The 16,942-nt window shown below is 63.0% G+C and carries 12 protein-coding genes and 1 pseudogene; 4 read left to right on the top strand and 9 right to left on the bottom strand.

Features of this window, described 5'->3' with window-relative positions; translation table 11 throughout:
• Positions 1 to 360 precede the first annotated feature (360 nt).
• The 3 genes and pseudogenes from CQ007_RS18585 to CQ007_RS18580 all read right to left on the bottom strand — a co-directional run.
• Complete coding sequence (locus tag CQ007_RS18585; RefSeq protein ID WP_256582343.1) at positions 361 to 927, bottom strand: anaerobic ribonucleoside-triphosphate reductase activating protein; 567 nt, start codon at positions 925 to 927, stop codon at positions 361 to 363.
• 22 nt (positions 928 to 949) lie between these two features.
• Complete coding sequence (gene nrdD, locus CQ007_RS18875) at positions 950 to 1,123, bottom strand: anaerobic ribonucleoside-triphosphate reductase (protein WP_146114609.1); 174 nt, start codon at positions 1,121 to 1,123, stop codon at positions 950 to 952.
• Positions 1,120 to 2,829: pseudogene (locus CQ007_RS18580) on the bottom strand (ribonucleoside triphosphate reductase); the annotation flags it as partial. The gene nrdD and the pseudogene CQ007_RS18580, both read right to left, overlap by 4 nt.
• 303 nt (positions 2,830 to 3,132) lie before the next feature.
• Here CQ007_RS18580 and CQ007_RS19270 point away from each other — a divergent pair.
• Positions 3,133 to 3,594, top strand: coding sequence for a TonB-dependent siderophore receptor (locus CQ007_RS19270; protein WP_256582342.1), 462 nt, complete (start codon positions 3,133 to 3,135; stop codon positions 3,592 to 3,594).
• Positions 3,579 to 5,120: a TonB-dependent receptor gene (locus CQ007_RS18575; RefSeq protein WP_256582341.1), complete on the top strand. Its 1,542-nt coding sequence runs from the start codon at positions 3,579 to 3,581 to the stop codon at positions 5,118 to 5,120. The genes CQ007_RS19270 and CQ007_RS18575 overlap by 16 nt, the downstream gene beginning before the upstream one ends.
• Before the next feature lie 1,035 nt (positions 5,121 to 6,155).
• Here the strand turns inward: CQ007_RS18575 and norR are convergent.
• Positions 6,156 to 7,703: a nitric oxide reductase transcriptional regulator NorR gene (gene norR, locus CQ007_RS18570; protein WP_105647333.1), complete on the bottom strand. Its 1,548-nt coding sequence runs from the start codon at positions 7,701 to 7,703 to the stop codon at positions 6,156 to 6,158.
• A gap of 158 nt (positions 7,704 to 7,861) precedes the next feature.
• On the opposite strand from norR, the gene hmpA reads away from it, so the two are divergent.
• A complete protein-coding gene (gene hmpA, locus CQ007_RS18565) occupies positions 7,862 to 9,040 on the top strand; it encodes an NO-inducible flavohemoprotein (RefSeq protein WP_105647332.1) in 1,179 nt (392 codons plus the stop codon).
• Between the two features lie 498 nt (positions 9,041 to 9,538).
• Here the strand turns inward: hmpA and CQ007_RS18560 are convergent, their stop codons facing one another.
• The 5 genes from CQ007_RS18560 to CQ007_RS18540 all read right to left on the bottom strand — a co-directional run bounded on the left by CQ007_RS18560 (position 9,539) and on the right by CQ007_RS18540 (position 15,689).
• Positions 9,539 to 10,327 carry an SDR family NAD(P)-dependent oxidoreductase gene (locus CQ007_RS18560; protein ID WP_105647331.1) on the bottom strand — a complete coding sequence of 263 codons (789 nt, stop codon included), beginning with the start codon at positions 10,325 to 10,327 and terminating at the stop codon, positions 9,539 to 9,541.
• 66 nt (positions 10,328 to 10,393) lie between these two features.
• Positions 10,394 to 11,230 carry a 5'/3'-nucleotidase SurE gene (gene surE, locus CQ007_RS18555; RefSeq protein WP_218278922.1) on the bottom strand — a complete coding sequence of 279 codons (837 nt, stop codon included), beginning with the start codon at positions 11,228 to 11,230 and terminating at the stop codon, positions 10,394 to 10,396.
• 861 nt (positions 11,231 to 12,091) lie between these two features.
• Positions 12,092 to 13,141 carry a phosphotransferase gene (locus CQ007_RS18550; protein ID WP_105647330.1) on the bottom strand — a complete coding sequence of 350 codons (1,050 nt, stop codon included), beginning with the start codon at positions 13,139 to 13,141 and terminating at the stop codon, positions 12,092 to 12,094.
• 99 nt (positions 13,142 to 13,240) lie between these two features.
• Positions 13,241 to 14,005, bottom strand: coding sequence for an SDR family NAD(P)-dependent oxidoreductase (locus CQ007_RS18545; RefSeq protein ID WP_105647329.1), 765 nt, complete (start codon positions 14,003 to 14,005; stop codon positions 13,241 to 13,243).
• A 487-nt stretch (positions 14,006 to 14,492) separates the two neighbouring features.
• Positions 14,493 to 15,689: an acyl-CoA dehydrogenase family protein gene (locus CQ007_RS18540; RefSeq protein WP_105647328.1), complete on the bottom strand. Its 1,197-nt coding sequence runs from the start codon at positions 15,687 to 15,689 to the stop codon at positions 14,493 to 14,495.
• 178 nt (positions 15,690 to 15,867) lie between these two features.
• Between CQ007_RS18540 and CQ007_RS18535 the strand changes: the two genes are divergently transcribed.
• The gene (locus CQ007_RS18535) at positions 15,868 to 16,707 is read left to right on the top strand and encodes a class I SAM-dependent methyltransferase (RefSeq protein WP_218278921.1); all 840 of its coding nucleotides are present in this window, start codon (positions 15,868 to 15,870) and stop codon (positions 16,705 to 16,707) included.
• The last annotated feature ends 235 nt before the right edge of the window (positions 16,708 to 16,942 follow it).

The following is a 16,942-nucleotide window of genomic DNA, read 5'->3' as shown; positions in this document are numbered from 1 at the left end:
AAGGTCGCCACCACTACCAGGGAGGCAGCGAGCAATATCTTGTGGCTGAATTTCAGGTGATTGAGCATGGCTATCCCGGGCCGGTTGGATCGGCCTGTCTATGACTTTGCAAGGTTCAAATGCATATCGGCCGGCAGGCGCCAGACTTGAGTTACGGAGGGAGGAATCGTCATTGCGAGGAACGTAGTGACGAAGCAATCCAGTGCTGGCCGGCGATGCCGTGCCAGTGGATTGCTTCACTTCGTTCGCAATGACGTTGGGGGGGGCTCAATGACGTTGGGGGCTCTCAATGATGCTTGGGCCTTCGCAATGACGCTGGGACGCTGAGCAAGGCATGGCGGAAGGTCAATCGGCCCTGATCTAATCGTGCAGGCGCCCCTGCTGGATCACCACCGACTCGGCGCCCATGGCCAGCAGTCGGTCTCGAATCCACTGCGCATCACTGTCATCCAGCCAACTGGGATGCGCGGTGATACGAAACTGGTGCGCCACGCCGCTGGCCAGTACCAGCTCGGCGCTGCGCCAGGCGGCCTCGCCGCTGTCACGGGTGCGGGTGATCAGGCTGTAGTCCGCTTTTTTCGCCTTCACATCCAGCCCGATCCAATCGATCAGCGGCAATAGCTTCTGCAGTTTGCGCGGATAGATACCGGCGCTGTGCAGGCCGATCTTGAAGCCCATCCCGCGTACCTGCTCGATGGCCTGGGGCAGGGCGGGCTGGGAGGTGGGTTCACCGCCGGAAAACACCACCGCATCGAGCAATCCGCGACGGCTGTCGAGAAACTGGAGTACCTGGCTCCAGGGCATCTCGCTGTCACCCCGGGCCGGTAGCAATGAGGGGTTGTGGCAGTACACGCAGCGCCAGGGGCAACCCTGGGTAAAGACCACGGCCGCCAGTTCCCCTGGGTAATCGATGCTGGTGAGGGGCACCAGGCCCCCCACGCGGATGGACTCAGCTGGCATTGCTGAGGTTGTCTTGCGGCTGGAAGAACTGCCGTTCCCGGTGCTCGGACTGCTTGCCGGGGTTCCAGGACGAGACTGGGCGGTGGTAGCCCATGACCCGGGTCCAGACTTCGCAGCGGACGCGTTGATGATCCTGCAGGGTGATTGTCGGTTGTGTGTTCATACTGTTTCTCCTTGGGTTTTCTTCTGTTGCAACAGGATGTCCTCATCACACTTGGGGCAGAACTCATGTTCGCCGCTCAGATAGCCGTGATGCGGACAGATGGAAAAGGTCGGGGTGATGGTCAGGTAGGGCAGCCGGTAATTGGCCAGGGCGCGTTGCACCAACCGCCGGCAGGCATCGGCGCTGGACAGCGGCTCGGCCATGTACAGGTGCAGCACGGTGCCGCCGGTGTACTTTTGCTGCAGCGGCTCCTGGCGCTGCAGTGCCTCGAACGGATCGCTGGTGAAGCCGACCGGCAGTTGCGAAGAGTTGGTGTAGTAGGGCTTGTCCGGACTGCCGGCCTGGAGGATGTCGGGGAAGCGCTTGCGATCCTCCTTGGCGAAGCGATAGGTGGTGCCCTCGGCTGGCGTGGCTTCGAGGTTGTACATATGCCCGGTCTGCTCCTGGAACTCGGTCATGCGCCCGCGCACATGGTCCAGCAGGCGCAGGGCCAGGGCGTGGCCCTCGGGCAGGGTGATGTCCTGGGCGTCATTGGTGAAGTTGCGGATCATCTCGTTGATGCCGTTGACCCCCAGGGTGGAGAAATGGTTTCTCAAGGTGCCCAGATAGCGCTTGGTATAGGGGAACAGGCCGGCATCCATATGCTGCTGGATCACCTGACGCTTGAGCTCCAGACTGTCGCGGCCCAGCTCCAGCAACCGGTCCAGCGCCCGCAGCAGCCCGGCCTCGTCGCCCTTGTGCAGATAACCCAGGCGCGCGCAGTTGATCGTCACCACGCCCAGCGAGCCGGTCTGCTCGGCCGAACCGAACAGCCCGTTGCCGCGCTTGAGCAGCTCGCGCAGGTCCAGTTGCAGACGGCAGCACATGGAACGCACCATGTTCGGCTGCAGCTCCGAGTTGAGGAAGTTCTGGAAGTAGGGCAGGCCGTATTTGGCGGTCATGGCGAACAGCCGCTCGGCATTCTCGCTGTGCCAGGGAAAGTCATGGGTAATGTTGTAGGTCGGGATCGGGAAGGTGAACACCCGGCCCCTGGCATCGCCCTGGCTCATCACCTCGATATAGGCACGGTTGATCAGGTCCATCTCTGCCTGCAGCTCACCGTAGCTGAAGGGCATCTCCTCGCCACCGATCACCGGCACCTGCTCGCGCAGGTCCTCCGGGCAGACCCAGTCGAAGGTCAGGTTGGTAAAGGGCGTCTGGGTACCCCAGCGCGACGGCACGTTGAGGTTGTAGATCAGCTCCTGGATGTACTGGCGTACCTGCACATAGTTGAGCTGGTCCTTGCGCACGAAGGGCGCCATATAGGTATCGAAGGAGCTGAACGCCTGGGCCCCGGCCCACTCGTTCTGCAGGGTGCCGAGGAAGTTGACGATCTGCCCCACGGCGCTGGACATGTGCTTCGGTGGCGCCGACTCGATCTGCCCGGGAATCCCGTTGAGCCCCTCGTTGAGCAGGGTACGCAGCGACCAGCCGGCACAATAGCCGCTGAGCATGTCCAGGTCATGGATATGGATATCGCCATCGCGGTGGGCCTGGCCAATCTCGATGGGGTACACATGGCTGAGCCAGTAGTTGGCGATGATCTTGCCGGCACTGTTGAGAATCAAGCCCCCGAGGGAGTAGCCCTGGTTGGCGTTGGCATTGACCCGCCAGTCCTGCCGGTTCAGGTATTCATCGATGGTGCTGGCGACGTCCAGATAGGTTCTGCCGGCCATACCGAAAGACGTAGGAGCTGACATGGGTTCCCTCTTTGGGTTGTGGGGTTTTCTTTAAGGCACAATATGTAGTGCTGCTGTGTTTTGGTTGGCACACTATATGTGCCGTTCTCCCTTGTCTCTTTGATGAAGATCAAGTTTGGGGATTTCCTCTCTACGCCGTCATCCTTCGCCGAGGATGACGGTGTGAGGACCTCACTTGACAATTATCAAGTAATAATCATTCTCATGAGGCGCATGCTCTCCCCGTTCATATCGCCGGCCGTCTACCGGCTTTTTTCAGGGAGTCTTCCAATGCCTTTCCAACCTAAACTCCTGGCCATCGCCTGCCTGGCACTGGGTAGCTGCACCGCTTGGGCCGAACAGCTGGAGCTGCAGCCCACTGTCGTCACCGCCAAGGGCTATGAAGCCGGGGCGCAGGACACGCCCCAGGCCATCGAATTGCTGCAACCGCAGCCGGTCAGTGCCGAGTCGCTGGGTAGTCTGTTTCGTGGCGAGCCGGGGCTGGCGGTGCACAGCGATGGCGCCTGGGGGCAGAATCCGGTGCTGCGCGGGTTGAAGAAGGAAAGTGTGGTGCTGATGATCGACGGCGTGCGGGTCAATTCGGCGCAGCCCCAGGGGGCGTTGGCGTCTTTCAGTGATCTGGGACTGGTGGAGCGGGTCGAGGTGGTCAAGGGGCCGGGCTCGGTGCTGTATGGCAGCATCGCCAGGGCGGCCGCTTTGGCGTCAGCGCCGGCAGCGTGGATGATGCCCTGAGCGGCGCCCTGGTGCTGGAGGACTCCGGGCCGACCCATGGCCTGCTGGTCGGCGCCGCGGGCAGTAACGTGGATGATTACAAAAGCCCCGATGGCACCGAGCAGGACACCGGCTACCGCTCCAACAGCCTGCTGCTCAAGTACAAGCAGAAGATCGCCGACGACTATGTACTGCGGCTGAACCTGCAGCGCCATGACGACCGGGATGTCTGGTATCCCGGCTCACGCAAACCCGCGCCGGCGGCCCAGGCGCACCTGGGCGAGATCACCATGCACTCGCCAAAGCAGACCCGCGAGCTGTACTCGCTGGGGCTGGATGCCCCGCTGGGCGCAGGAACGCTGATGACCGAAGTCTACCGCCAGGAGGTGTACCGGGAGATTCGCGCCTACTCCTCCAACCTGGGGCGCAACTATGTGGAGAACGACGTCAGCTTCACCACCCATGGCCTGCGCAGCAGCTGGCTGGCCGCGATCGGTGACAATCATCAGCTGACCTTGGGCGCCGAGGGCTGGCGCATGACCGCCGATCCGGAGCGTTACATGTCGCCATCCCCGACCGGCGAGCGGCAGTTGAACAACCCCTTCGAGGATGGTGAGATGACCTCGCTCGGTGTGTTCATCCAGGATGACTTCAGCGTCGGTCAGACTCGTATTACCGCCGGGCTGCGCTATGACCGGGTGGCCGGCGATGCCAGCCAGAAGGGCACCGGACCGGCCGCCCAGACCAGCGGCCTGAGCAGCAGCGACAACAACCTGTCCTGGTCGATCGGCGTGGTGCAACCCCTGACCGATACGCTCAACGCCTACGCCAATATCGGCCAGGCCTACCGCTCGCCGGACATGCGCGAACGCTTCGAGGATGCGGCGCGTGGCGATGGCTACTATCACATCGGCAACCCGAAGCTGGACCCGGAGCGCTCCACCAGCCTGGAGATCGGCCTCAAGGGGCGGGACGGCGCGCTGGGCTATCAGGTCGCGGCCTTCCATACCCGCATCGATGATTACATCGCCGGTCGGGTGATCGACGGGCAGGTGCAGCAGGGGCTGCCGGTCAAGCGCACGGAGAACGTCGATGAGGTCGAGATCTACGGGGTGGAGGGCAACCTCGATCTGCCGGTGGGCGCCTGGCTGCTGGATGCCGGCTTCACCTGGCTGCGTGGCGAGAACAAGCAATATGACGAGCCGCTGTGCCAGATGCCCGGGCATGAACTGCGCCTGGGCATAGGTCAGCCAGCCGAACTGGGACTGTCCTGGCGCCTGGGTGTACGGGCGGTGGCCGAGCAGAACCGGGTCGCCACCCGCTTCTCCGGCGGCAGCGAAGACGCCACCCCCGGCTACGCCGTAGTGGATGCCCGCCTGGGTTGGGGTTTCGGGGCATTGGCCGGGCTGGAAACCGCCCGTATCGATCTGCGCCTGAACAACCTGCTGGACAAGGACTACCATGAGCACCTGGCCGATGGCATCAGCGGCTGGGAACTGTCAGCGCCGGGCCGTGGAGCGGTGCTGGCGCTGAGTGGGAGTTTTTGAGGCAGCCATGACGGGGTGTAGCGCCCCCACACTGGAGTGTGGCATTGGGGTGTAGCGCGCCTGCGCTACGCCTTGCGAGATTGACCGGAAACGCCGGTGTTACGGATCGCCCGCTGTCGTCGCGCAGGCGCGCGACAACCCATGGTCGGGGTGTAGCGCGCCTGCGCTACGCCTTGGGAGATTGGCCGGAAGCGCCGGGGTTACGGATCGCGCACTGTCGTCGCGCAGGCGCGCGACAACCCATAACCCGTTGCGACGGGCGCTGTGATGGGGTGTAGCACTCCCGCATTGGGGTGTAGCGCGCCTGCGCTACGCCTTGGGAGATTGGCCGGAAACGCCGGTGTTACGGATCGCCCACTGTCGTCGCGCAGGCGCGCGACAACCCATGGTCGGGGTGCGCGACGCCTTGCGAGGTTGACCGGAAACGCTGGTGTTATGGGGGCGCCCGCTGTCGTCGAGCAGGCGCTCGACAACCCATTGTGTCGGGGTGTAGCGCGCCTGCGCTACGCCTTGCGAGATTGGCCGGAAACGCTGGTGTTACGGATCACCCGCTGTCGTCGCGCCGGCGCGCGACAACCCATGGTCGGGATGTAGCGCGCCTGCGCTACGCCTTGGGAGATTGGCCGGAAGCGCTGGTGTTACGGATCGCCCGCTGTCGTCGAGCAGGCGCTCGACAACCCATTGTGTCGGGGTGTAGCGCGCCTGCGCTACGCCTTGCGAGGTTGGCCGGAAACGCTGGTGTTACGGGTCGCTCGCTGTCGTCGCGCAGGCGCGCGACAACCCATAACCCGTTGCGACGGGCGCTGTGATGGGGTGTAGCACTCCCGCATTGGGGTGTAGCGCGCCTGCGCTACGCCTTGGGAGATTGGCCGGAAACGCCGGTGTTACGGATCGCCCGCTGTCGTCGCGCAGGTGCGCGACAACCCATGGTCGGGGTGTAGCGCGCCTGCGCTACGCCTTGCGAGGTTGGCCGGAAACGCTGGTGTTATGGGTCGCCCGCTGTCGTCGCGCAGGCGCTCGACAACCCATTGCCCTTTACACTCCCAGCCGCTTCACCAGCCGGGAAAAGTTGCCGCGATCCACGCCCAGCTCCTGCGCCGCGCGGCTCTGGTTGTTGTCGTGGCGTTCCAGCACCTGACGAATCAACTGCACCTGGAACTGTTCGGTGGCCTCACGCAGGGGTAAGCCTGCCACAGGGCTGGTCATCTGCGGGTCGACCGGCGTGGGAGCAGGGGAGCTGGACGTCACCGGCGGGCCGCCCAGATCCAGCAGCTCGGCGGTGATGGTCAGCAAACGCCGGCTGCCATCCTGCCCCGCCTGCGCCTTGAGCACGGCGCGGCTGATCAGGTGTTCCAACTCACGCACATTGCCCGGCCAGGGATAGCCCAACAGCGCCTCCCGCGCGGCGGCGTCCAGCCGCAACCCGCGCAGGCCTATACGTCGGCGATTCTGCTCGAGAAAGTGCCCAGCCAGCAGCAACACATCCTTGTGCCGCTCGCGCAGGCTGGGTACGGCGATGGGATAGACACCCAGGCGGTGGTAGAGATCGGCGCGGAAGCGGCCCTCCGCCACCTCGCGGTGCAGGTCCCGGTTGCTCGCGGCGATGATGCGCACATCCACCTGATGATGACTGTCACTGCCCAGACGCTGCACCTCGCCACTCTGCAGGGCGCGCAACAGCTTGGGCTGCACCGTCAGCGGCAACTCGCCGACCTCATCGAGAAACAGCGTACCGCCATGAGCCAGCTCGAACTTGCCGACACGGCTCTGCACCGCACCGGAGAACGCACCCCGGGTATGCCCGAACAGCTCGCTCTCCACCAGGTTTTCCGGCAGTGCCGCACAGTTCAGATAGATCAGCGGCGCACGGGCGCGGTTGGACAGCGCATGCACGCGCCGCGCCACCAGCTCCTTGCCGACCCCGGTTTCACCAGTGATCAGCACCGCCAGGTCGGAACGTGCGACCATCTCTATTTCCTGCTGCAACTGGGCCATGGCCCGGCTGCGGCCGATCAGCTCCTGCTGCCCGTCGGCCACCAGCGCCTGGGTCATCGCCTGGTGGTGTTCGGTGCGGCTCTGCAACTGACTGGTCAACTCAGTGATGCGGATCACCGCCTCGCTCAGCCGCGCCAGATAGCGCAGCTCGCCCGGGTCGATCTGATCGAAGGCGTTGGCATTGAGCGCATCCAGTGTCAGTACGCCCCAGGGCACACCGTGCAGATACAGGGCGATACCGAGGCAGTCATGCACATGCAGATCGCCCTCCACCGCATGCAGCAGGCCGTCGTAGGGATCGGGCAGCGGCGAATCAGCGGCAAAGCGTACCGGCTCGTGACTGAGCAGGATCTTCGCCAATCGCGGGTGATCATCCACCACGAAATGCCGGCCCAGGGTGTCGGTACTCAACCCGTCCACCGCCAGCGGGATCAGCTCGGTGCCGCGCAGTTGCAACAAGGCGGCTGCGTCGCAGGGCAGCATCTGGCGAATGGTCGCCAACAATTGCTGGAAGCGGTCGCCAGCAGCCATGTCGCGGGCCAGATCGGCAATCACACCGAGCAGGGGATAGCTCTCGTTTGTTGTCATATCTACAATTTGATTGTTCTTTTTACATCGAAGGGGATGTTGTTATTTATACATAGGTGGCGCTGAAGTCCAGCAATGACGCGATTTTTTGTCTCTGGCACGATACATGCTCCCGGTACTCGCCTTGATCTGAATCAATTTCCAACAAGCGAGAGACCATGCTATCCCAACAGAGTAAAGACATCATCGCCGCCACCCTGCCAGTCGTCCGCGAGCACGCTGCCACCATCACCGAGGTGTTCTATCCGCTGATGTTCGAGCGCTACCCGGCGGTCAAGGCCTATTTCAACGAGGCGCACCAGCGCCAGGGCACCCAGCCCCAGGCGCTGGCCAACGCCGTGGTCGCCTATGCGGCGAACCTGGATCGTCTGGAAGTGCTGGGCGATGCGGTGTCACTGATCGTGCAGAAGCACGTGTCGCTGAATATCCAACCGGCGCATTATCCGATTGTCGGCGAATGCCTGCTGGCCGCCATCCGCGAAGTGCTCGGCGCCGCCGCCAGCGATGAGGTGCTGGCGGCCTGGGGCGAGGCCTATGGTCAACTGGCGGATATCCTGATTGCCGCCGAAGAGCAGCGCTACCAGCAGAACGAACAGAAGGCCGGCGGCTGGCGCGGCGAGCGCAGCTTCACCGTGCAGCGCAAGGAACAGGAAAGCGAGGTGATCACCTCCTTCTACCTGGTGCCCAGCGATGGCGGCCCGCTGGCGGAGTTCATCCCTGGCCAGTTCACCTGCGTCGTGGTGGATATCGACGGCAGAAGCCTGCGCCGCAACTATTCACTGTCCGATCGCCCGGGCCTGGGGTACTACCGGATCAGCGTCAAGCGTGAGGCTGAAGGGGAGGTGTCCAACTTCCTGCATGACCGGGTCCAGGTCGGTGACGAGCTGCGCCTGACCGCGCCGAGCGGCAACTTCGTGCTCAACCAGCAGCAACGTCCGTTGGTGCTGTTGACCGGTGGCGTCGGTATCACTCCGGCCATCAGTATGCTGCAACCGGCACTGGAAAGCGGCCGTCAGGTGCACTTCCTGCATGGGGCGTTGAACAGCAGCACCCATGCCTTCCGCGCGCATGTCGACGCGCTCGCGCAGCAGCATGACAACCTGAAGGTCGGTTATATCTACAGTGAACCGCTGGAAGGTGACAACGCCCACGAAACCGGCTTCTTCGATCAGCAAAAGCTCAGAGCCATGCTGCCCGACAGCTCGGACATGGATGTCTACTTCCTGGGGCCCAAACCCTTCATGCAGAATTGCCAGAAGCTGTTGAACGAGCTGGGCATTCCAGCGGAAAACCAGCGCTACGAGTTCTTCGGGCCGCTGGAGGAGCTGTCCGCCTGAGCAGGGGGTAGCGCCCCTGCATTCGGGGTGTAGCGGCCCAGGCCATCGGCCCGGGCCAGAGCGGTTTCGTAGCGCCCCTGCACTCGGGGTGTAGCGCCCCTGCGCTACGCCTGGTGGGCTTGAAGGGGAACACTGGCGTGCTGGCAGTCCGCAGTCGTCGAGCAGGCGCTCGACAACCCAGGGCTGTGCTCACGGGCAGTCGGGGTGTAGCCCCCCGGTCCGCGTTCGGGCGCTACGCCTGGCGGGCTTGAAGGGAAACGCTGGCGTTGCTGGCGGTCCGCAGTTGTCGAGTCCGAACGCGGCCCGAGGCGCTCGACAACCCAGGTGCGCGCGGGCATTCGGGGTGTAGCGCCCCTGCGCTACGCCTGGCGGGCTTGGAGGGGAACACTGGCGTTGCTGGAGGGCTGTAGTCGTCGAGTCCGAACGCGGCCCGAGGCGCTCGACAACCCGGGACTGCGCCTTCGTGCGGGGCTCGACAACCCGAGGTTGCGAGGTTGTTTAGAACTTCATGCCCGGCAGGTTCAACGAGGCGGTGTTGCCGCCGTCCACTGCCAGTGCCTGGCCGGTGACGTAGCTGGCATCGTCGCTGGCGAGGAAGGCGATGGCGCCGGCGATTTCCTCGGGGCGGCCATAGCGGCGCAGTTCGCAGCGCGACCCCAGCTTGTCTTCCTTGTCGTTGGCCCGGGCATAGTCGAATACCCGCTGGGTCATGCCGGTCTCGATCAGACCGGGGCACACGGCGTTGACGCGTATGTTCCACTGGCCGAGATCACAGGCTGCGGTCATGGTGAAATTGATTACCCCGGCCTTGGAGGCGCTGTAGGCGTTGCCCCCGGCACCGGAACGGATACCGGCGACCGAGGCGGTGTTGACTATCGCACCGCCGTTCTGTTCGCGCATCTGACGGGAGGCATATTTGGTGAACAGCATCACGCCGAACAGGTTGACCTGGATGATCTGTTGCCAGGTTTCCAGACTCTGGTCAGTGGCAATGCTGTAATCGCCACCGGCGATCCCGGCGTTATTACACAGCACGTCCAGTCGGCCGAAGTGGCTTACGGTATCCGCCACGCATTGCTCGACGGCGGCTTCATCGCTCACATCCAGCTCCCGGTGCAGTACCTCGGTGCCGACCGGCAGCTCGCCGAGCGTCTGGGACAGCCCCTCCGCATTGCGATCCACCAGCATCAGCCGGGCACCTTCGCTGGCCAGGCGTTTGGCGGTGGCACGACCGATACCGCTGCCTGCACCGGTGATCAGAACAATCCTGTTATCGAAGCGTTGCATTGCATTCTCCTGTGGTGGCTGCGACCGGCTCGGCAGCGCAGCTGCTGTTCTCTGTTAAAGCCAGGTTCAGTGGCTGATGCTGGGGTCGTCGAATGAGGTGTCATCCCCGTTGCCGGCATCAATGCCCAGTTGATCGGCCAGCTGGGCGGTATCTATCTGCCAGCTGTCGGCTATACCCCGCTCGAAGCGTACCGGTGACAGGGCGATGAAACCGTCCCGCAGGGCGCCCACGTCGGTCTCGCGACCGATGATGCGCTCGGTCTGGCGCTGGAAACCGAGCCAGTAATAGGGCACGGCGCGGGTATCCTCCCGGCGCTCGATCTTGACCCCACCGATGCTGCCCCGTTGCGGCCGACAGATGGCTACCCCGCGGACCTGTTCCGGCGTGCGGGCCGGGAAGTTGATGTTCATGGCGCAGTCTTCCGGCCAGCCGGTAGCCAGCAGCTGGCGTATCAGTGGTGCACCATACTGCCGGGCGGTTTCCCAGGGTACGGGACTGCTTGAATGGAAGGCCTGGCTCAGGGCAATCGAGGGCACGCCCAGCAGGGTGCCGGTCAGCGCGCCGCCGATGGTGCCGGAGTAGGCGACTGAATCGCTGATATTGGCCCCCCGGTTGACGCCGGACAGGATCAGGTCCGGTTTGAACTTCAGCAGCTCGGCTACGCCGAGCAGGACGCAGTCGCTGGGTGTGCCGCTGACACTGAAGCGCCGCTCCTCGAATTCGTGAACCCGCAGCGGGTGATGGATCGAGATGGACATGGACACGCCGCTCTGATCCAGATCCGGGGAGACGATCCACACCTCCTCGGCGATCTGCGCGGCAATTTCCTCCATGACCTTGAGACCAGGCCCGCGCCAGCCGTCATCGTTGGTGAGCAGAACGCGTTTTATGGGTTTGGACATGGAAATACCTTTTGACATTATCGGGTTGTCGAGCGCCTCGGGTCGCGCTCGACTCGATGACATGAGTCGGTCGGCAGTACCGCAAGCGTAGCGCGGGGGCGCTACACTCCAGACAGGCGTGTCGACCGCGAAACCTTGGAATGTCGAGTTCCATCTCGACATGGTACTGGCCGGGCGCACCGCAGGCCGGGATGGAACCCGGCCTTCCAAAAACCTCGGCCCCTTGGAATGTCGAGTTCCATCTCGACATGGTACTGGCCGGGCGCACCGCAGGCCGAGATGGAACCCGGCCTTCCAAGAACCTCGCCCCCTTGGAATGTCGAGTTCCATCTCGACATGGTACTGCCCGGGCGCACCGCAGGCCGGGATGGAACCCGGCCCTCCAAAAACCTCAGCCCCCCTTGGAATGTCGAGTTCCATCTCGACATGGTACTGGCCGGGCGCACCGCAGGCCGGGATGGAACCCGGCCCTCCAAAAACCTCGGCCCCCCTTGGAATGTCGAGTTCCATCTCGACATGGTACTGGCCGGGCGCTCCGCAGGCCGGGATGGAACCCGGCCTTCCAAAAACCTCGCCCCCTTGGAATGTCGAGTTCCATCTCGACATGGTACTGGCCGGGCGCACCGCAGGCCGAGATGGAACCCGGCCTCCCAAAAACCTCGGCCCCTTGGAATGTCGAGTTCCATCTCGACATGGTACTGCCCGGGAGCTCCGCAGGCCGGGATGGAACCCGGCCTTCCAAAACCTCGGCCCCTTGGAATGTCGAGTTCCATCTCGACATGGTGCTGGCCGGGAACTCCGCAGGCCGGGATGGAACCCGGCCCTCCAAAAACCTCGGCCCCAAAGAGCCACGGGATTACCTTACTTACCCTGCGCAATTGCCCAGCCGGTATCAGCCAGCAGGCTGGCGCGTTTGCCGACTTCGAGCGCGTCGGCGTTACTGGCGTTGCCCTGCAATGCCCGGTGATAGACGCCCTGGACGATCGCCGCCAGGCGGAACAGGGAGAAGGCCAGGAAGAAGTTCCAGTTGGGGATTTCCGTACGTCCGGTGAACTCGCAGTACCAGTCCAGCACCTGCTGTTCTTCCGGCACGTTGAAGTCCTTGAGGTTCAGCCCCTTGAGGCCGCGCATCCCTTCAAAGCCGGTGTCCTGGTGATAGGGCAGGCAGCAGTAGGCCAGATCGGACAGCGGGTGCCCCAGGGTGGCCAGCTCCCAGTCGAGAATGGCGACCACTTCAGGACGCTCCGGGTGCAGGATCAGGTTGCCGATGCGGAAGTCGCCGTGGGCGATAGTGGTGACGTCATCCTGCGGCGCGTTCTCCGGCAGCCAGGCCATCAGCGCGTCCATGGAGGGCATATCGCCGGTACGGCTGGCCTCGAACTGGCTGCTCCAGCGCTTGATCTGGCGCGCAATGTAGCCCTCATGCCTGCCGTAGCTTTCCAGCCCGACCGCTTTCCAGTCGACATTGTGCAGCTTGGCCATGGTCTCGATCATCGAACGATGGATCGGCATGCGCTGCTCGATGGCTACCTTCTCCAGCAGCGGGTGGGAATGTACCCGGCCTTCGACGTGATCCATGATGTAGAACGGGGTGCCGATCACGTCGGGGTCTTCGCACAGCAGGCGCGCGGTGGGCACCGGCACGTCGGTATCGCCCAGGGCGCTGATCACCTGATACTCGCGCTCGACCATATGGGCGGACGGCAGCAGCTTGCCCGGCGGCTTCTTGCGCAGTACATAGCGTTTTTCGCCAATGCTCAGCAGAAAAGTCGGGTTGGACTGACCACCCTGGAACTGTTGAATGTTCATGCCGTGCTCAACGCCCGGAATGCGTCCTTTCAGGTAGGCGGCCAGTTTCGCTTCATCGAAACGGTGGGCCGACAGCACATCAATCAGGGTGGCTTCGCTCATGTAGAAGATCCCGTGGTATCTGGTTTTATGGTTGTGATCGAATAGTCAAAGCCTGCCACCGTGGCGGCAAATAAGCCAGCGGGGCAGGCGCGGTAGTGCTCAGGTAATGGTATCGCCGCCGTCGGCAACGATGGTCTGGCCGGTCACATAGGCACCCGCCGACGAGGCCAGGAACAGCGCCACACCGGCGATATCCACCGGCTCGCCGACCCGGCGCAGGGGCAGGGACTGTTCGACGCGGGTCAGGCGGTCCGGATCATCCAGCAGCGCCTGGGCAAAATCGGTGCGGATCAGACCAGGGGCGATGGAGTTGACGCGGATGTTCTGCGGGCCATATTCCAGCGCCAGGTTGCGGGCCAGCCCGGCCTCGGCTGCCTTGGACATGCCATACACGCCGATATTGGCGCTGGCGCGCAGGCCGGCGATGCTCGACAGCAGCACGATGGAGCCGCCACCCAGGCGGGTCATCTGCGGGATGACCATGTTGCACAGCCAGAAGGTGCCCTTGACGTTGGTCGCCATGATCTTGTCGAAGGCCTCGTCGCTGACCTCGGCGGTCGGGCCGTAGACCGGGTTGGTGGCGGCATTGCACACCAGGATATCGATCTTGCCCCAGGTGTTGATGGTGGTGTCGACCAGGTTCTGCAGTTGTGCCTTGTCACCTACGTGGCAGGGGATCGACAGCGCCTCGAAGCCCTGGGCCTGCAGCTCGCCGGCGACCTTTTCACAGGCATCGGCCTTGCGGCTGGAGATGACCACCCGGGCGCCGGCCCTGGCGAATTCTTCAGCGATGGAACGACCGATACCCTTGGTCGAACCAGTAATGACCGCGACCTTGCCGGTCAGATCAAAAAGCGTGCTCATGGGCAGCTCCTCACGAAGATGTATATGGATTGTTCAATCTTGGCTGCTCTTGCGGCCAGCATCGTGCTTACGCGCTCTAAGGAAGGCCGAGTTCCATCTCGGCCAGCGGCGTTGCATGTAGCTGCGCTGGTCGAGATGGAACTCGACCTTCCATGGTTCTCGTTCCCTTGGAGTGTCGAGTTCCATCTCGACACAACACTGGCCAGAGACCGAGCTGGTCGAGATGGAACTCGACGGGGTCGCCATCGATCTTCCATGGTTCTTAGTCTCTTGGAGTGTCGAGTTCCATCTCGACACAACACTGGCCAGAGACTGCGCTGGTCGAGATGGAACTCGACGGGGTCGCCATCGACCTTCCATGGTTCTCAGTCTCTTGGAGTGTCGAGTTCCACCTCGACACAGCACTGGCCAGAGACTGCGCTGGTCGAGATGGAACTCGACGGGGTCGCCATCGACCTTCCATGCATTCGCGTACCCCTATGAGCAATTAGAGATACTGCCCCATCTCCAGCTTGGCAATGGCGTTCAGGTGCACTTCGTCCGGACCATCGGCCAGGCGCAGGGTGCGGGCCTTGGCGTAGGAGGAGGCGAGGAAGCTGTCCTGGCAGACGCCCTTGGCACCATGGATCTGGATGGCACGGTCGATCACGTTACACAGCATGGTCGGCGCCACTGCCTTGATCATGGCGATCTGCTGACGGGCGACCTTGTTGCCGTACTTGTCCATGCTGCGCGCAGCATGCAGGGTCAGCAGGCGAGCCTGGTCGATTTCGCAACGCGAGCGGGCGATCATTTCCGGCACGCTGCCCAGCTTGTACATCGGCTTGCCGAAGGCAACGCGCTCGGCGGCACGGCGGCACATGGCTTCCAGCGCACGTTCGGCCTGCCCGATAGCACGCATGCAGTGGTGGATACGGCCCGGCCCGAGGCGACCCTGGGCGATCTCGAAGCCGCGGCCCTCACCCAGCAGGATGTTGGAGACCGGCACCCGCACGTTCTCATAACGGATCTCGGCATGGCCATGCGGGGCATGGTCGTAACCGAACACGTGCAGGTCACGGACCACGGTCACGCCGGGAGCGTCCAGCGGTACCAGAATCATGCTCTGCTGCAGGTGCTTGGGAGCGTTCGGATCGGTCTTGCCCATGACGATGGCGATCTTGCAATGCTCGTTCATGGCTCCGGACGACCACCATTTGGTACCATTGATCACATACTCGTCACCGTCGCGGCGGATCTCGCACTCGATATTGGTGGCGTCGGAAGAGGCGACATCCGGTTCGGTCATGGAGAAGCAGGAGCGGATCTCACCGGCCAGCAGCGGTTTCAGCCACTTTTCCTTGTGCTCTTCGCTGCCGTAGCGCTCGATGGTTTCCATGTTGCCGGTGTCCGGCGCGTTGCAGTTGAACACCTCACCAGCGAAGGAGACGCGGCCCAGGATTTCACACAGGTGGGCGTATTCCTCGTTGCTCAGACCGGCGCCACGCTCCGACTCGGGCAGGAACAGGTTCCACAGGCCCTGGCTGCGGGCTTTCTGCTTCAATTCCTCGAGAATGGCCGGGTGGCCCCACTTGTTCTGCTGCACTTGCTCGTAGAACAGAGCCTCGTTGGGATAGATGTGCTCGTCCATGAAAGTTTCGAGCTGTTGTTTCAATTCCTGAATGCGCGGGCTGAGATCGAACATAATGGGTCCTTGCAGAGTCGGAGTAAATTGAACCACAGTGTATGTAGTTGGCTGAGGCTGACCTTATAGAGGGACAGGCACCTGGAAAAGCATGTCCTGCAGTTGGAATGGAGGTGCATAAGCAAGTCTGATAGGCCTGCCGCCTGACTATCCGGAACCCACGACCATGGAGTTGATGATGTTGAAGAGTATGATTGGCGGCGCCTTGCTGCTTGTTGCCGGCCTGGTGAATGCACAGGAAACGGTAACCCCGCCGAAACTGGAACCGGAACAGCAGGAGCTGATCAAGAAGGCCGTGGGCAGTCACGTCAGATCGATCAGCAACGTCATGCGTGACGCCGGAAGAAACCCCGAGCAGACGCTGGCATTCTTCGCCGTCAAGCCGCAGCACACCGTCGTTGAAATCTGGCCTGGAGGTGGCTGGTACACGGAAATCCTCGCCCCGCTGCTGCGCGAAGAAGGCAAGTACATCGCAGCGCATTTCGACCCCGACAGCTCCGTCGACTACTTCCGCAAATCCCTGGAGCAGTTCCAGGCGAAGCTGGAAAAGTCGCCGGATGTCTATGACCGGGTCGAACTGACCGTGCTGAATTTCGACCCCCAGACTCCGATCGCTGCGCCGGAGTCGGCGGACCGGGTGCTGACCTTCCGCAATGTGCATAACTGGCTGTCCCAGGGCAGGGAAGAAGCGGCGGTGGTATTCGCCAAGATGCATGCTGCGCTCAAACCGGGCGGGATGCTCGGGCTGGTCGAGCACCGGGCCCGCATCGGCACCGACCTGGAAACCATGGTCCGCACCGGCTACGTCACCGAGGACCTGGTCATGGAGCTGGCCGAGGAGGCCGGATTCGAACTGCTGTCACGCAGCCCGGTAAACCAGAACCCACGGGACACCACCAACCACCCCGAAGGCGTATGGACCTTGCCCCCGACCTTGCGTCTGGGCGATGAGAATCGTGCTCAGTACCTGGCGATTGGGGAAAGTGATCGGATGACGTTGTTGTTTGTGAAGAGGTGAAGGAGGAGTAGGGAGTGGAGGGGTGGGGCGTTTCCCCCTCTCCCCAGCCCTCTCCCGCGAGGGGAGAGGGGGCAGGCAGCGGAAACTGGCACTACTTTGTCTGCCTGATCCTCCAGAAGAACTGCAGCCAACTCAAAAGCACAGAGAACACAGAAAGCCGCCCGCGGGCACTGACAACTCCCTCTCCCCTCGCGGGAGAGGGCTGGGGAGAGGGGGAAACGCCCCACCCCTCCAC

Origin of the sequence: Pseudomonas sp. MYb185 (assembly GCF_002979975.1) — a bacterium.
In the GTDB taxonomy this organism is placed as follows: Bacteria; Pseudomonadota; Gammaproteobacteria; order Pseudomonadales; family Pseudomonadaceae; genus Halopseudomonas.
Note: the sequence above shows the minus strand (reverse complement) of the source record. Positions and strands in the feature narration are given on the sequence as shown.